The organism is Thalassolituus sp. UBA675, assembly GCF_002297765.1.
Taxonomy (GTDB): Bacteria; Pseudomonadota; Gammaproteobacteria; order Pseudomonadales; family Oceanobacteraceae; genus Thalassolituus.
Genome location: NZ_DBNJ01000021.1, coordinates 25,207 through 36,351, shown reverse-complemented (window position 1 = coordinate 36,351; position 11,145 = coordinate 25,207). Strand labels below are relative to the sequence as shown.

General features: G+C 50.7%; 22 protein-coding genes and 1 pseudogene. All 23 read left to right on the top strand.

Going from position 1 to position 11,145, the window contains the following annotated elements:
- Nucleotides 1-277: pseudogene (tuf, locus tag B3007_RS08865) on the top strand (elongation factor Tu); the annotation flags it as partial.
- Between the two features lie 310 nt (nucleotides 278-587).
- Nucleotides 588-899 carry a 30S ribosomal protein S10 gene (rpsJ, locus tag B3007_RS08860; protein ID WP_068443270.1) on the top strand — a complete coding sequence of 104 codons (312 nt, stop codon included), beginning with the start codon at nucleotides 588-590 and terminating at the stop codon, nucleotides 897-899.
- Nucleotides 900-1,001: 102 nt separating this feature from the next.
- The gene (gene rplC / locus B3007_RS08855; RefSeq protein WP_068438473.1) at nucleotides 1,002-1,634 is read left to right on the top strand and encodes a 50S ribosomal protein L3; all 633 of its coding nucleotides are present in this window, start codon (nucleotides 1,002-1,004) and stop codon (nucleotides 1,632-1,634) included.
- A gap of 3 nt (nucleotides 1,635-1,637) precedes the next feature.
- A complete protein-coding gene (gene rplD, locus B3007_RS08850; RefSeq protein ID WP_068438476.1) occupies nucleotides 1,638-2,240 on the top strand; it encodes a 50S ribosomal protein L4 in 603 nt (200 codons plus the stop codon).
- On the top strand, nucleotides 2,237-2,533 hold the full coding sequence (gene rplW, locus B3007_RS08845) for a 50S ribosomal protein L23 (RefSeq protein WP_076517283.1): 297 nt from the start codon (nucleotides 2,237-2,239) through the stop codon (nucleotides 2,531-2,533). The genes rplD and rplW overlap by 4 nt, the downstream gene beginning before the upstream one ends.
- Nucleotides 2,534-2,547: 14 nt before the next feature.
- Complete coding sequence (gene rplB, locus B3007_RS08840; protein ID WP_068443273.1) at nucleotides 2,548-3,375, top strand: 50S ribosomal protein L2; 828 nt, start codon at nucleotides 2,548-2,550, stop codon at nucleotides 3,373-3,375.
- 17 nt (nucleotides 3,376-3,392) lie between these two features.
- Nucleotides 3,393-3,668: a 30S ribosomal protein S19 gene (rpsS, locus tag B3007_RS08835; RefSeq protein WP_068443276.1), complete on the top strand. Its 276-nt coding sequence runs from the start codon at nucleotides 3,393-3,395 to the stop codon at nucleotides 3,666-3,668.
- Nucleotides 3,669-3,681: 13 nt separating this feature from the next.
- Entirely contained in the window at nucleotides 3,682-4,014 is a 333-nt protein-coding gene (gene rplV / locus B3007_RS08830) for a 50S ribosomal protein L22 (RefSeq protein ID WP_068438033.1), read from the top strand.
- A 12-nt stretch (nucleotides 4,015-4,026) separates the two neighbouring features.
- Nucleotides 4,027-4,713 (top strand): 30S ribosomal protein S3, encoded by a 687-nt coding sequence (gene rpsC, locus B3007_RS08825; protein WP_068438036.1) that lies wholly within the window; start codon nucleotides 4,027-4,029, stop codon nucleotides 4,711-4,713.
- A 12-nt stretch (nucleotides 4,714-4,725) separates the two neighbouring features.
- On the top strand, nucleotides 4,726-5,139 hold the full coding sequence (gene rplP, locus B3007_RS08820) for a 50S ribosomal protein L16 (RefSeq protein ID WP_068443279.1): 414 nt from the start codon (nucleotides 4,726-4,728) through the stop codon (nucleotides 5,137-5,139).
- Entirely contained in the window at nucleotides 5,139-5,330 is a 192-nt protein-coding gene (rpmC, locus tag B3007_RS08815; RefSeq protein ID WP_068443280.1) for a 50S ribosomal protein L29, read from the top strand. The genes rplP and rpmC overlap by 1 nt, the downstream gene beginning before the upstream one ends.
- Before the next feature lie 2 nt (nucleotides 5,331-5,332).
- A complete protein-coding gene (gene rpsQ, locus B3007_RS08810) occupies nucleotides 5,333-5,599 on the top strand; it encodes a 30S ribosomal protein S17 (protein ID WP_068443283.1) in 267 nt (88 codons plus the stop codon).
- A 31-nt stretch (nucleotides 5,600-5,630) separates the two neighbouring features.
- Nucleotides 5,631-5,999, top strand: a complete 369-nt coding sequence (gene rplN / locus B3007_RS08805; RefSeq protein WP_068438793.1) for a 50S ribosomal protein L14 — start codon at nucleotides 5,631-5,633, stop codon at nucleotides 5,997-5,999.
- A gap of 11 nt (nucleotides 6,000-6,010) precedes the next feature.
- Nucleotides 6,011-6,325 (top strand): 50S ribosomal protein L24, encoded by a 315-nt coding sequence (gene rplX / locus B3007_RS08800; RefSeq protein WP_068443291.1) that lies wholly within the window; start codon nucleotides 6,011-6,013, stop codon nucleotides 6,323-6,325.
- A 17-nt stretch (nucleotides 6,326-6,342) separates the two neighbouring features.
- A complete protein-coding gene (rplE, locus tag B3007_RS08795) occupies nucleotides 6,343-6,882 on the top strand; it encodes a 50S ribosomal protein L5 (protein ID WP_068443294.1) in 540 nt (179 codons plus the stop codon).
- 10 nt (nucleotides 6,883-6,892) lie between these two features.
- On the top strand, nucleotides 6,893-7,198 hold the full coding sequence (gene rpsN, locus B3007_RS08790; protein ID WP_068443297.1) for a 30S ribosomal protein S14: 306 nt from the start codon (nucleotides 6,893-6,895) through the stop codon (nucleotides 7,196-7,198).
- A gap of 168 nt (nucleotides 7,199-7,366) precedes the next feature.
- A complete protein-coding gene (gene rpsH / locus B3007_RS08785; RefSeq protein ID WP_068443069.1) occupies nucleotides 7,367-7,759 on the top strand; it encodes a 30S ribosomal protein S8 in 393 nt (130 codons plus the stop codon).
- A gap of 11 nt (nucleotides 7,760-7,770) precedes the next feature.
- Nucleotides 7,771-8,304: a 50S ribosomal protein L6 gene (rplF, locus tag B3007_RS08780; RefSeq protein ID WP_068443067.1), complete on the top strand. Its 534-nt coding sequence runs from the start codon at nucleotides 7,771-7,773 to the stop codon at nucleotides 8,302-8,304.
- A gap of 10 nt (nucleotides 8,305-8,314) precedes the next feature.
- Complete coding sequence (gene rplR, locus B3007_RS08775; RefSeq protein ID WP_068443064.1) at nucleotides 8,315-8,665, top strand: 50S ribosomal protein L18; 351 nt, start codon at nucleotides 8,315-8,317, stop codon at nucleotides 8,663-8,665.
- A gap of 10 nt (nucleotides 8,666-8,675) precedes the next feature.
- Nucleotides 8,676-9,188, top strand: coding sequence for a 30S ribosomal protein S5 (gene rpsE, locus B3007_RS08770; protein WP_068443062.1), 513 nt, complete (start codon nucleotides 8,676-8,678; stop codon nucleotides 9,186-9,188).
- Between the two features lie 6 nt (nucleotides 9,189-9,194).
- A complete protein-coding gene (gene rpmD / locus B3007_RS08765) occupies nucleotides 9,195-9,380 on the top strand; it encodes a 50S ribosomal protein L30 (RefSeq protein WP_068443059.1) in 186 nt (61 codons plus the stop codon).
- Between the two features lies 1 nt (nucleotide 9,381).
- Nucleotides 9,382-9,816 carry a 50S ribosomal protein L15 gene (gene rplO / locus B3007_RS08760; protein WP_068443054.1) on the top strand — a complete coding sequence of 145 codons (435 nt, stop codon included), beginning with the start codon at nucleotides 9,382-9,384 and terminating at the stop codon, nucleotides 9,814-9,816.
- Nucleotides 9,816-11,144: a preprotein translocase subunit SecY gene (gene secY / locus B3007_RS08755; RefSeq protein WP_068443300.1), complete on the top strand. Its 1,329-nt coding sequence runs from the start codon at nucleotides 9,816-9,818 to the stop codon at nucleotides 11,142-11,144. Before rplO ends, secY begins: the two co-directional genes overlap by 1 nt.
- Nucleotide 11,145: the final 1 nt, after the last annotated feature.

Below are 11,145 nucleotides of genomic sequence, written 5' to 3'. Positions count from 1 at the left end.
CAAGTTCTCTTCAGAAGTATACGTGCTGGGTAAGGACGAAGGTGGCCGTCACACGCCATTCTTCAAAGGTTACCGTCCACAGTTCTACTTCCGTACGACTGACGTCACTGGTGCTGTCGAGCTGCCAGAAGGCGTAGAAATGGTCATGCCAGGTGACAACGTGACACTGGAAGTGACTCTGATCGCTCCAATCGCGATGGACGAAGGCCTGCGTTTCGCGATCCGTGAAGGCGGTCGTACTGTAGGTGCTGGTGTTGTAGCTAAAATCATCGAGTGATGAAGCTACCTGCATCGCCTCTGCGGTGTTGTGTCATCGATTTGATTTGTCACTTACATAAGTAAGCTCCTCATCAAATCGATAACACGGCCTGGCAGAGCCTTCTTCGGTAACGCTTCCTCGAAGTGTGCGGTGAAGAAAGATGCAGAATCAGAAAAAGCCCGCTTCATGCGGGCTTTTTTGAACTTCAAATAAGCCCTTCTGGCTTATTTCTCTAAGCGTGTTGACACGTCGCCTGACTCCCCCTACAATTCGCGTCCCCTATTATCTGGGGAAACCGCAAGCTCAAGCACATTAACTGGAGTTTGGTATGCAAAACCAACGAATCCGTATCCGTCTGAAGGCGTTCGACCATCGCCTGATCGATACTTCGACTCAGGAAATCGTCGATACGGCTAAGCGTACGGGCGCTCAGGTACGTGGTCCTATTCCACTGCCTACTCGTAAAGAGCGTTATACCGTTCTGGTTTCACCGCACGTTAACAAAGACGCGCGTGACCAGTACGAAATCCGTACGCACAAGCGCATGCTCGACATTGTTGAGCCTACAGAAAAAACTGTAGACGCGCTGATGAAACTTGATCTGGCTGCCGGTGTGGAAGTTCAGATCAGCCTCGGCTAATCCGTAAGGATTTGTCCTAAGGCTCTGTGTAACGCCCGTAATCTCTATTGAAACAAGGGCGGCCATAGCGGGTATCAGCCCCGTACACGAGAGGAAAACAACATGGCAATTGGTATTGTCGGTAAAAAAGCGGGTATGACTCGTGTATTTACTGAAGCAGGTCAATCTGTCGCTGTAACTGTACTGCAGGTGACGCCTAACCGCGTTACTCAGGTGAAAACACCTGAAACTGATGGCTACAGTGCTGTTCAGATTGCATTTGGCGAGAAGAAAGCGTCTCGCGTATCTAAGCCTCAAGCTGGCCAGTTTGCGAAAGCAAACGTTGAAGCTGGTAAGGGTCTTATTGAGTTCCGTACTGAGGAGGGTTTTGAGCTGGGTCAGGAATTGACCGTTGAACAGTTTGAAGCCGGTCAGAAAGTCGATGTGACTGGTACGACCAAAGGTAAAGGTTTCCAGGGTGGCGTTAAGCGCTGGAACTTCTCTACCCAGGATGCAACTCACGGTAACTCATTGTCTCACCGTGCGCCTGGCTCTATTGGCCAGTGTCAGACCCCGGGTCGCGTATGGAAAGGCAAGAAAATGGCAGGCCACATGGGTGCTGAAAAGCAGACTACCCAGATGCTGGAAATTGTTCAGGTTGATGCCGAGAACAATCTGCTGTTGATCAAAGGTGCTGTGCCAGGTGCGACTGGTTCCGAAGTAATTGTTAAACCAGCTGTAAAGGCTAAGGGGTAAGCAATGGAACTGAAAACGAATACTGGTGCAGCTGTAGCAGTCTCTGACGCTACCTTTGCTCGCGAATTCAACGAATCTCTGGTTCATCAGATTGTTACTGCATACCTTGCAGGCGGTCGCCAGGGTACTAAAGCTCAGAAAACCCGTTCTGAAGTAGCCGGTGGTGGTAAGAAGCCTTGGCGTCAGAAGGGTACTGGTCGTGCACGTGCTGGTACTGCAAGCTCTCCTATCTGGCGTTCAGGTGGTGTGACCTTTGCTGCTAAGCCACGTAACTACGAGCAGAAAGTAAACAAGAAGATGTATCGCGCTGCGATGCAGTCAATTCTGTCTGAGCTGGTTCGTCAGGAACGTCTGGTTGTAGCGGACGACTTCAAAGTTGACACTCACAAAACTAAAGATTTTGTGAAAAAGCTGAACGCGCTTGAGCTGAATAACGTTCTGATCGTGTCTGATGATGTCGATGAAAAGCTCTACCTGGCTTCACGCAACGTTCCACACGTTGGTGTGACCGAAGCAAGCAGTGTTGATCCAGTCAGCCTGATCGCTTTCGACAAGATCCTGGTAACCGTGCAGGCCCTTAAGAAACTTGAGGAGGCTTACGCATGAACCGTGAACGTATCTACAAAGTACTGGTAGCTCCTCATATTTCTGAGAAAGCGACCATTCTGGCAGATAAAGCTGGTCAGTACGTGTTCCGTGTAGCACCTGACGCAACTAAGCCAGAGATCAAAAAGGCTGTTGAAGCTCTGTTCGAAGTGAAAGTTCAGTCCGTACAGACCGTCAACATTAAAGGTAAGACCAAGCGTACCGCTCGCGGTATGGGTAAGCGTAACGACATCCGCAAAGCGTATGTGCGTCTCGTGCCTGGTCAAGACATCGACTTCGCTGACGCGGAATAAGAGGAGCTTAAGTCATGGCATTGGTGAAAACTAAACCGACTTCAGCTGGCCGTCGTCATCTGGTTAAAGTCGTAAACAGCGAACTGCACAAAGGTAAGCCTTTTGCGGGTCTGCTGGAGAAGAAGTCAAAGAGCGGTGGCCGTAACAACAACGGTCGTATCACTACTCGTCACATCGGTGGTGGTCACAAGCAGCATTACCGTATCGTTGACTTCAAGCGTAACAAAGATGGTGTTCCTGCTGTTGTTGAGCGTCTGGAATACGATCCGAACCGTAGCGCAAACATCGCCCTGCTGAAGTACTCAGACGGTGAGCGTCGCTACATCCTTGCACCTAAAGGTCTGACTGCAGGTGACGAGGTTGTTTCAGGTGAACACGCGCCTATTAAACCAGGTAGCGCTATGCCACTGCGTAACATTCCAGTGGGTAGTACTGTTCACAACGTTGAGTTGAAGCCAGGTAAAGGCGGCCAGATGGCTCGTTCTGCCGGTGCATCTGCTCAGCTGGTTGCCCGTGAAGGTACCTACTGCACACTGCGTCTTCGTTCAGGCGAAATGCGTAAAGTGCTGTCAGATTGCCGCGCAACACTGGGTGAAGTTGGTAACTCTGAACACTCTCTGCGTGAGCTGGGTAAAGCTGGTGCTTCCCGCTGGCGTGGTATCCGTCCGACCGTCCGCGGTGTGGTAATGAACCCTGTCGATCACCCACACGGTGGTGGTGAGGGTCGTACCTCTGGTGGTCGTCATCCGGTTACTCCTTGGGGTGTTCCGACTAAGGGTTACAAGACTCGTAAGAATAAGCGTACCGACAAGCTGATCGTACGCCGTCGTTCTGCGAAATAAATAGAGAGGATTGAACTGTGCCACGTTCATTGAAAAAAGGTCCATTTATCGACCACCACTTGATGAAAAAGGTAGAGACCGCTCTTGAGGCTAACGACAAGCGTCCGATCAAGACATGGTCTCGCCGTTCTACGATCTTCCCGGATTTCGTAGGACTGACGATCGCCGTACATAACGGCAAACAACACGTGCCTGTTTTCGTAACTGAAGACATGGTTGGTCATAAACTCGGCGAATTCGCGTTGACCCGTACCTACAAGGGTCACATTGCGGATAAGAAAGCCAAACGTTAAGGGGTGAATAGATATGTCTGAAGTAGCCGCTGTATTACGTGGTGCTCGCTTGTCTGCACAGAAAGGTCGCCTGGTTGTTGACAGCATCCGCGGTAAAAATGTTGCCGAAGCACTGGATATCCTGAGCTTCAGCACCACTAAGGGTGCGGACCTGGTTAAGAAAGTGCTGGAGTCTGCCATCGCCAATGCTGAGCACAATAACGGTGCTGACGTCGATGAGCTGCGTGTTTCCACCGCATTCGTTGATGAAGGTATGACTATGAAGCGTATACGTCCACGTGCTAAAGGCCGTGCGGACCGTATCTTCAAACGTACCTGTCACATCACTGTGAAAGTTTCAGAATAAGGAGTTGGTCAGATGGGTCAAAAAGTTCATCCAACCGGTATCCGTTTAGGTATTACCAAAGACCATAACTCGGTCTGGTATGCCGGTAAGGATAAGTACGCCGACAACCTGCTGGCTGACATCGCTGTTCGTTCTCTGATCGAAAAGCGTCTTGAAAAAGCTTCAGTGAGCAAGGTCGTTATTGAGCGTCCAGCGCAAAACGCCAAAGTTACCATTCACACAGCCCGTCCAGGTATCGTGATTGGTAAGAAAGGTGAAGACGTAGAAGTTCTGCGTAAAGATGTCAGTGAATTGATGGGTATTCCGGTACACATCAACATTGAAGAAGTTCGTAAACCGGATCTGGATGCCAAACTGGTAGCACAGAGCGTTGCAAACCAGCTTGAGCGTCGTGTGATGTTCCGTCGTGCTATGAAGCGCGCGGTGCAGAACGCAATGCGTGGCGGTGCGCAAGGTATCAAGATCCAGGTGGGCGGTCGTTTAGGTGGTGCTGAAATCGCTCGTTCAGAGTGGTACCGCGAAGGTCGTGTTCCTCTGCACACTCTGCGTGCAGATATCGATTACGCGACTTACGAAGCACACACTACTTACGGTGTTATTGGCGTGAAAGTCTGGATCTTCAAAGGTGAGATTCTGGGCGGTATCGAAGAAGTTCGTGAGCGCGCTAAGAACCAGGGTAAGAAAAAAGGCCGTTCATAAGGGGATTGAGTAATGTTGTTACCAAAACGTACCAAGTTCCGTAAAGTCCAGACCGGCCGTAACCGTGGTCTTGCCATTCGTGGCTCCAAGGTTAGCTTTGGTGAGTACGCACTGAAAGCTACTGGCCGTGGTCGTATGACTTCACGTCAGATCGAGGCAGCGCGTCGTGCGATGACTCGTAAAATTAAACGTGGTGGTAAAATCTGGATCCGCGTTTTCCCGGACAAGCCGATCACTGCGAAGCCTCTTGAGGTTCGTCAGGGTAAAGGTAAGGGTAACGTTGAATACTGGGTTTGCCAGATCCAGCCAGGCAAAGTCCTGTATGAGATGGAAGGTGTGTCGGAAGAACTCGCACGTGAAGCCTTCGCTCTGGCTGCCGCCAAACTGCCATTTGAAACACAGTTTGTTAAACGGACGGTGCTGTGATGAAAGCAAGTGAACTGAAAGAAAAGTCAGTAGCTGAGCTGCAATCTCAGCTTGAAGAACTGTTGGGCGAGCAATTCAAATTGCGTATGAGCAAAGCGACTAACCAGCTGGGTCAAACCCACCTGCTGCGCGAAACTCGTCGTGATATTGCCCGTGTAAAAACCGTGTTGGCCAGTAAGGCAGGTGAATGACCATGACTGAGAACACAAAAACTGCCCGCACATTGAGCGGTCGCGTTGTCAGCAACAAGATGGACAAGTCCGTGACTGTGCTGGTTGAACGCTTCGTGAAGCACCCGATCTATAAAAAGTTCGTGAAGCGCTCCACGAAAGTAATGGCACACGATGCCAACAACGAGTGTCAGATTGGCGACACCGTTACTGTAAAAGAGTCGCGTCCTATGTCTAAAAACAAGACTTGGGCGCTGGTATCAATCGACGAGCGCGCCGCCAAGGTTTAATACCGGGCGCACGTAGTTAGGAGCGATAGGCATGATCCAGACACAATCCATGCTTGACGTTGCCGACAACAGCGGCGCGAAGCGTGTTCAGTGCATTAAAGTACTGGGCGGCTCTCATCGTCGTTATGCCGGCATCGGTGACCTGATCAAGGTATCCGTAAAGGAAGCAATTCCACGCGGTAAAGTTAAGAAAGGCCAGGTGATGAACGCAGTTGTTGTTCGTACCCGTAAAGGCGTACGTCGTCCGGATGGTTCAATCATCCGTTTCGACACCAACTCTGCGGTACTGCTGAATGCGTCGAACGCACCAGTTGGCACACGTATCTTCGGCCCTGTGACTCGTGAACTGCGTTCTGAGCAGTTCATGAAGATCATTTCCCTTGCGCCTGAAGTGCTTTAAGGAGCAGTGAAATGTTGAAAATTCGCAGAAATGACGAAGTAGTTGTTATCGCCGGTAAAGACAAAGGCAAGCGCGGCAAGGTACAGAAGGTACTGGCTGACGGTCGTCTGATTGTCTCTGGCATTAACATGGTGAAAAAACACCAGAAACCAAACCCGTACCTGCAGCAGCCAGGCGGCATCGTTGAAAAAGAAGCCAGCATTCAGGTTTCTAACGTTGCGATCTGGAACCCTAAGACTGAGAAAGCTGACCGTGTTGGCTTCAAAGTTGAAGGCGAGAGCAAGGTACGTATCTTCAAATCTACTGGCGATCAAGTTGACGCCTGATAGGACTGGATACTGCTATGTCACGTTTAAAAGACCTGTACAAGAATGAAGTAGTAGCCAAGCTGACTGAAGAGTTTGGTTACAAAAACCCAATGGAAGTGCCGCGCGTTTCTAAAATTACCCTGAACATGGGTGTTGGTGAAGCGCTGGGTGACAAGAAGCTGATGGACAGCGCAGTTGCTGATATGGAAGCAATTGCCGGTCAGAAAGCGATCGTTACCAAGGCACGTAAATCAGTCGCGGGCTTTAAAGTCCGTGAAGGCTGGCCGATTGGCTGTAAAGTAACCCTGCGTCGTGACCGTATGTGGGAATTCATGGATCGCTTGGTAGACATCTCTCTGCCACGTGTGCGCGACTTCCGTGGTATTAACCCTAAGTCATTCGACGGTCGTGGTAACTACAGCATGGGTGTGAAGGAACAGATCATCTTCCCGGAAATTGAATACGATAAAGTAGACAAGGTTCGCGGTATGGATGTCACCATCACCACTACGGCTAAAACAAACGATGAAGGCCGCGCTTTGCTGAAAGCGCTGCAGTTCCCGTTCCGCAACTGAGGAGTGAATCATGGCCAAAATTAGCATGAAGCAGCGTGAGCTGAAGCGTGAAAAACTGGTTGCCAAGTTCGCTGCCAAGCGCGAAGAACTGAAAGCCATCATCAAAAACCCAGCGTCTTCTGATGAAGATCGCTGGAACGCACAACAGGCTCTGCAGCAGCTGCCACGTGATTCGTCACCAAGCCGTCTGCAGCGTCGTTGTCAGATGACAGGCCGTCCGCACGGCGTTTACCGTAAGTTCAAGCTGTCACGTATTAAACTGCGTGAAGAAGGCATGAAAGGTAACGTGCCAGGTCTGAAAAAAGCTAGTTGGTAAGCAATTCCCAACTCGTGTAGAATGCGCGCCTGATTTCAGGTGCGCTTCTCTTTACTCTGCCAAATCCTTGTTCTGCAATGCAGCTTGGATCGGCGGAGTATTGTCGTCTCAGGATTTTTTCCGGATGGGCATGGGGAGAGGGGCGCTGTACAACCGAGGAATATACAAATGAGTATGCAAGATACGTTGGCGGATATGTTCACCCGCATTCGTAATGCCCAGCAAGCTGGTCACACGAATGTAAGCATGCCGTCATCAAAAATTAAGAAGTCTGTGGCTCAGGTTCTCGAATCTGAAGGCTACATCGCTGGCTTCTCTGTCGATAGTGAGGTTAAGCCTACTATGACTATCGACCTGAAATACTACGAAGGCAAGCCGGTTATTGAGCGCATTCAGCGTGTTAGCCGTCCTGGTCTGCGTCAGTACCGTGGTACTACCGAGCTGCCTAAAGTAGAGGCTGGTCTGGGCGTTGCCATCGTTTCAACTTCGAAAGGCGTAATGACTGACCGCGCTGCCCGTGCTGCGGGTGTTGGCGGCGAAGTCATCGCGACCGTATTCTAAGGAGTCTATCGATGTCTCGCGTAGCAAAAGCTCCTGTCGCAATTCCAGCTGGCGTTGAAGTCAAGCTGGCTGACGACAAGATCACAATTAAAGGTAAGCAAGGTCAGCTTGAACTCGACGTTCACGCTTCTGTGGCAATCAGCCAGGAAGAGAACGAACTGAAGTTCGCGCCTAAGTCTGCCGACAAACAGGCTAACGCCCTCGCCGGTACTTTCCGGTCACTGGTTAACAACATGGTTACCGGTGTCAGCGTTGGTTTTGAGAAGAAACTGATTCTTCAGGGTGTTGGTTACCGTGCGAAAGCATCTGGTAAGACTCTGAATCTGTCACTGGGTTTCTCTCACCCTGTTGATTATGCACTGCCTGAAGGTGTAACTGCCGAAACCCCAAGCCAGACTGAAGTCGTTATCAAAGGTATCGACAAACAGCAGGTTGGTCAGGTTGCTGCTGAGATCCGTGGCTATCGTCCACCAGAGCCTTATAAAGGTAAGGGTGTTCGTTATGCTGATGAAAATGTGCGTCGTAAAGAAGCCAAGAAAAAGTAAGGGCTAGGCCATGAATGAGAAGAAAAAAGCTCGTCTGCGCCGTGCCGCGAAAACACGGACTAACATCCGTGACAAAGGCGCGGTACGTCTGTGCGTACACCGCACACCAAGACACATCTACGCTCAGGTCATTGCTGCTAACGGCGCAACCGTACTGGCAACTGCTTCTACTGTAGAAGCTGATCTGCGTAGCGAAATCACTGGTAATGTTTCTGCAGCTACCAAAGTTGGTCAACTGATCGCAGAGCGCGCGAAAGCGGCTGGCGTGACCAAAGTAGCGTTCGATCGTTCCGGTTTCAAATACCATGGTCGTGTTAAAGCTCTGGCTGACGCGGCTCGTGAAAGCGGCCTGGAATTCTAAGGGGTAGATCATGGCGAATAACGAACGTAACAACGAACGTAACGAAAGCGAACTGCAGGAAAAGCTGGTTCAGGTGAACCGCGTAGCCAAAGTAGTTAAAGGTGGTCGTATCTTCGCATTCACAGCTCTGACTGTGGTAGGCGATGGCAACGGTCGCGTTGGCTTTGGACGTGGTAAATCCCGCGAAGTACCAACTGCAATCCAGAAAGCAATGGAACAGGCTAAGCGCAACATGATCGACGTCCAGCTGGACGGTTCGACTCTGCAGTACCCGGTTAAGGCCGTGCACTCAGGTTCGCGCATCTTCATGCAGCCTGCATCTGAAGGTACCGGTATTATTGCCGGTGGTGCGATGCGTGCCGTTCTGGAAATGGTTGGTGTTAAAAACGTACTGGCCAAGTGCTATGGCTCAACTAATCCGGTGAACGTAGTTCGCGCGACCTTTAATGGTCTGGCGCAGATGAAATCACCAGAGCAGGTTGCAGCGAAGCGTGGCAAGTCAGTTGAAGACATTCTGGGGTAATCTGACATGGCTAAGAAAACCGTAAAAGTTACCCAGACCCGCAGTACTATTGGCAAATTGCCAAAGCACCGCGAGACCATGAAAGGTCTGGGCCTGCGTCGTATTGGTCACACTGTTGAGCTGGAAGATACTCCTTCTGTGCGCGGCATGATCAATCAAGTTCAATACATGGTTAAGGTAGAAGGGGAGTAATATGCGTCTCAACGAATTGAGCCCGGCTCCTGGTTCTAAGCCTACTGCTAAGCGTGTTGGTCGTGGTATCGGTTCTGGTCTGGGTAAGACCGGCGGCCGTGGTCACAAAGGTCAGAAATCACGTTCTGGCGGTAAAGTAGCTCCAGGCTTCGAAGGCGGTCAGATGCCAATCCACCGTCGTCTGCCTAAGTTCGGCTTCACTTCACGTCAGGCACAGTACGTTGCTGAGATTCGTCTCAACGAACTGACTCTGGTTGAAGGTGAAACTGTCGATCTGGCAGCGCTGAAAGCTGCTGACGTAATTGGCGAGAAAATTAAACAGGCTCGCGTAATTCTGTCTGGCGAAATCAGCAAAGCTGTGACCGTTAAAGGTCTTAAAGTTACTAAAGGCGCTAAAGCTGCTATTGAAGCAGCGGGTGGTAAGGTCGAAGACTAATGGCTAAGCAAGGCTCACTCCCGGCAGGGATGCAGAACGGAATGGGCGAGCTTTGGGCTCGCATCCGTTTTGTGATTCTGGCAATTATTGTATATCGCATTGGTACCCATATTCCGGTACCAGGGATGAATCCAGAGGCACTCGAGAGATTGTTTGATCAGAACCAGGGCACGATCCTGGAGATGTTCAATATGTTCTCTGGTGGTGCTTTGGAGCGTATGAGTATTCTCGCGCTGGGTATCATGCCCTACATCTCTGCGTCGATTATCATGCAGTTGCTTACCGCGGTGAGCCCACAGCTTGAGCAGCTTAAGAAAGAAGGTGAGGCGGGGCGTCGTAAGATTACCCAATACACCCGTTACGGAACTGTACTCCTGGCAACTCTTCAGGCCTTCGGTGTATCCGCAGGTCTGGCGAGCCAGGGTGTAACCTTTTCAACCGGTCCAGATTTTTATATCGCAGCTATCCCGTCATTCGTGGCTGGTGCGGTATTCATGATGTGGCTGGGCGAGCAGGTAACTGAGCGCGGCATCGGTAACGGTATTTCTATTCTTATTTTTGCCGGTATTGTGGCCGGTCTGCCATCAGCATTGGCACAAGCGTTCGAATCTGCCCGTACGGGTGAGGTGAACATCGCTCTGTTGCTCGGTATTGCTGTGCTTGCAGTTGCGGTAATCGCGTTTGTCGTGTTCGTAGAACGTGGTCAGCGCCGGATTACTATAAACTATGCTAAGCGACAGCAGGGTCGTCAGGTGTTTGCTGCTCAAACCAGCCACCTGCCGCTTAAGCTGAATATGGCAGGCGTAATTCCAGCGATCTTTGCTTCATCACTGCTGCTGTTCCCGGCCTCTCTCGGTCAGTGGTTCGGTCAGGGTGAAGGTGTGATGGCTGAATATCTTCAGGACTTCAGCATGCTGCTGGCCCCTGATAAGCCGCTCTATCTGTTGCTGTTCTCTGCAGGCATCATCTTCTTCTGCTACTTCTACACCGCGTTGATGTTTAATCCGCGTGAAGTGGCTGAAAACCTGAAGAAGTCTGGTGCATTTATCCCGGGTATCCGCCCAGGTGTGCAGACTGCAAACTACATCGACACAGTACTGGGTCGCCTGACACTGTTCGGCTCTCTGTACATCACCGCTGTATGTCTGCTGCCTCAGCTGCTGGTTATTGGTGCCGACGTGCCGTTCTACTTCGGTGGCACCTCGCTGCTGATTGTGGTCGTCGTCGTGATGGATTTCATGGCTCAGGTTCAATCGCACCTGATGTCTCATCAGTATGAATCTCTGATGAAGAAGTCTAATTTACATCAATATGGTACTCGCCGATAAG

Bases quoted from the DNA above. Each gene is read 5' to 3' on its own strand.
- rplC (WP_068438473.1), top strand. From the start codon at position 1,002: ATGGCAATTGGTATTGTCGGTAAAAAAGCGGGTATGACTCGTGTATTT.
- rplX (WP_068443291.1), top strand. From the start codon at position 6,011: ATGTTGAAAATTCGCAGAAATGACGAAGTAGTTGTTATCGCCGGTAAA.
- rplV (WP_068438033.1), top strand. From the start codon at position 3,682: ATGTCTGAAGTAGCCGCTGTATTACGTGGTGCTCGCTTGTCTGCACAG.
- rplN (WP_068438793.1), top strand. From the start codon at position 5,631: ATGATCCAGACACAATCCATGCTTGACGTTGCCGACAACAGCGGCGCG.
- rplP (WP_068443279.1), top strand. From the start codon at position 4,726: ATGTTGTTACCAAAACGTACCAAGTTCCGTAAAGTCCAGACCGGCCGT.
- rplE (WP_068443294.1), top strand. From the start codon at position 6,343: ATGTCACGTTTAAAAGACCTGTACAAGAATGAAGTAGTAGCCAAGCTG.
- rplR (WP_068443064.1), top strand. From the start codon at position 8,315: ATGAATGAGAAGAAAAAAGCTCGTCTGCGCCGTGCCGCGAAAACACGG.
- rpsQ (WP_068443283.1), top strand. From the start codon at position 5,333: ATGACTGAGAACACAAAAACTGCCCGCACATTGAGCGGTCGCGTTGTC.
- rplF (WP_068443067.1), top strand. From the start codon at position 7,771: ATGTCTCGCGTAGCAAAAGCTCCTGTCGCAATTCCAGCTGGCGTTGAA.
- rpmC (WP_068443280.1), top strand. From the start codon at position 5,139: ATGAAAGCAAGTGAACTGAAAGAAAAGTCAGTAGCTGAGCTGCAATCT.
- rplW (WP_076517283.1), top strand. From the start codon at position 2,237: ATGAACCGTGAACGTATCTACAAAGTACTGGTAGCTCCTCATATTTCT.
- rplD (WP_068438476.1), top strand. From the start codon at position 1,638: ATGGAACTGAAAACGAATACTGGTGCAGCTGTAGCAGTCTCTGACGCT.
- rpsE (WP_068443062.1), top strand. From the start codon at position 8,676: ATGGCGAATAACGAACGTAACAACGAACGTAACGAAAGCGAACTGCAG.
- rpmD (WP_068443059.1), top strand. From the start codon at position 9,195: ATGGCTAAGAAAACCGTAAAAGTTACCCAGACCCGCAGTACTATTGGC.
- rplB (WP_068443273.1), top strand. From the start codon at position 2,548: ATGGCATTGGTGAAAACTAAACCGACTTCAGCTGGCCGTCGTCATCTG.
- rpsN (WP_068443297.1), top strand. From the start codon at position 6,893: ATGGCCAAAATTAGCATGAAGCAGCGTGAGCTGAAGCGTGAAAAACTG.
- rpsC (WP_068438036.1), top strand. From the start codon at position 4,027: ATGGGTCAAAAAGTTCATCCAACCGGTATCCGTTTAGGTATTACCAAA.
- rplO (WP_068443054.1), top strand. From the start codon at position 9,382: ATGCGTCTCAACGAATTGAGCCCGGCTCCTGGTTCTAAGCCTACTGCT.
- rpsJ (WP_068443270.1), top strand. From the start codon at position 588: ATGCAAAACCAACGAATCCGTATCCGTCTGAAGGCGTTCGACCATCGC.
- secY (WP_068443300.1), top strand. From the start codon at position 9,816: ATGGCTAAGCAAGGCTCACTCCCGGCAGGGATGCAGAACGGAATGGGC.
- rpsH (WP_068443069.1), top strand. From the start codon at position 7,367: ATGAGTATGCAAGATACGTTGGCGGATATGTTCACCCGCATTCGTAAT.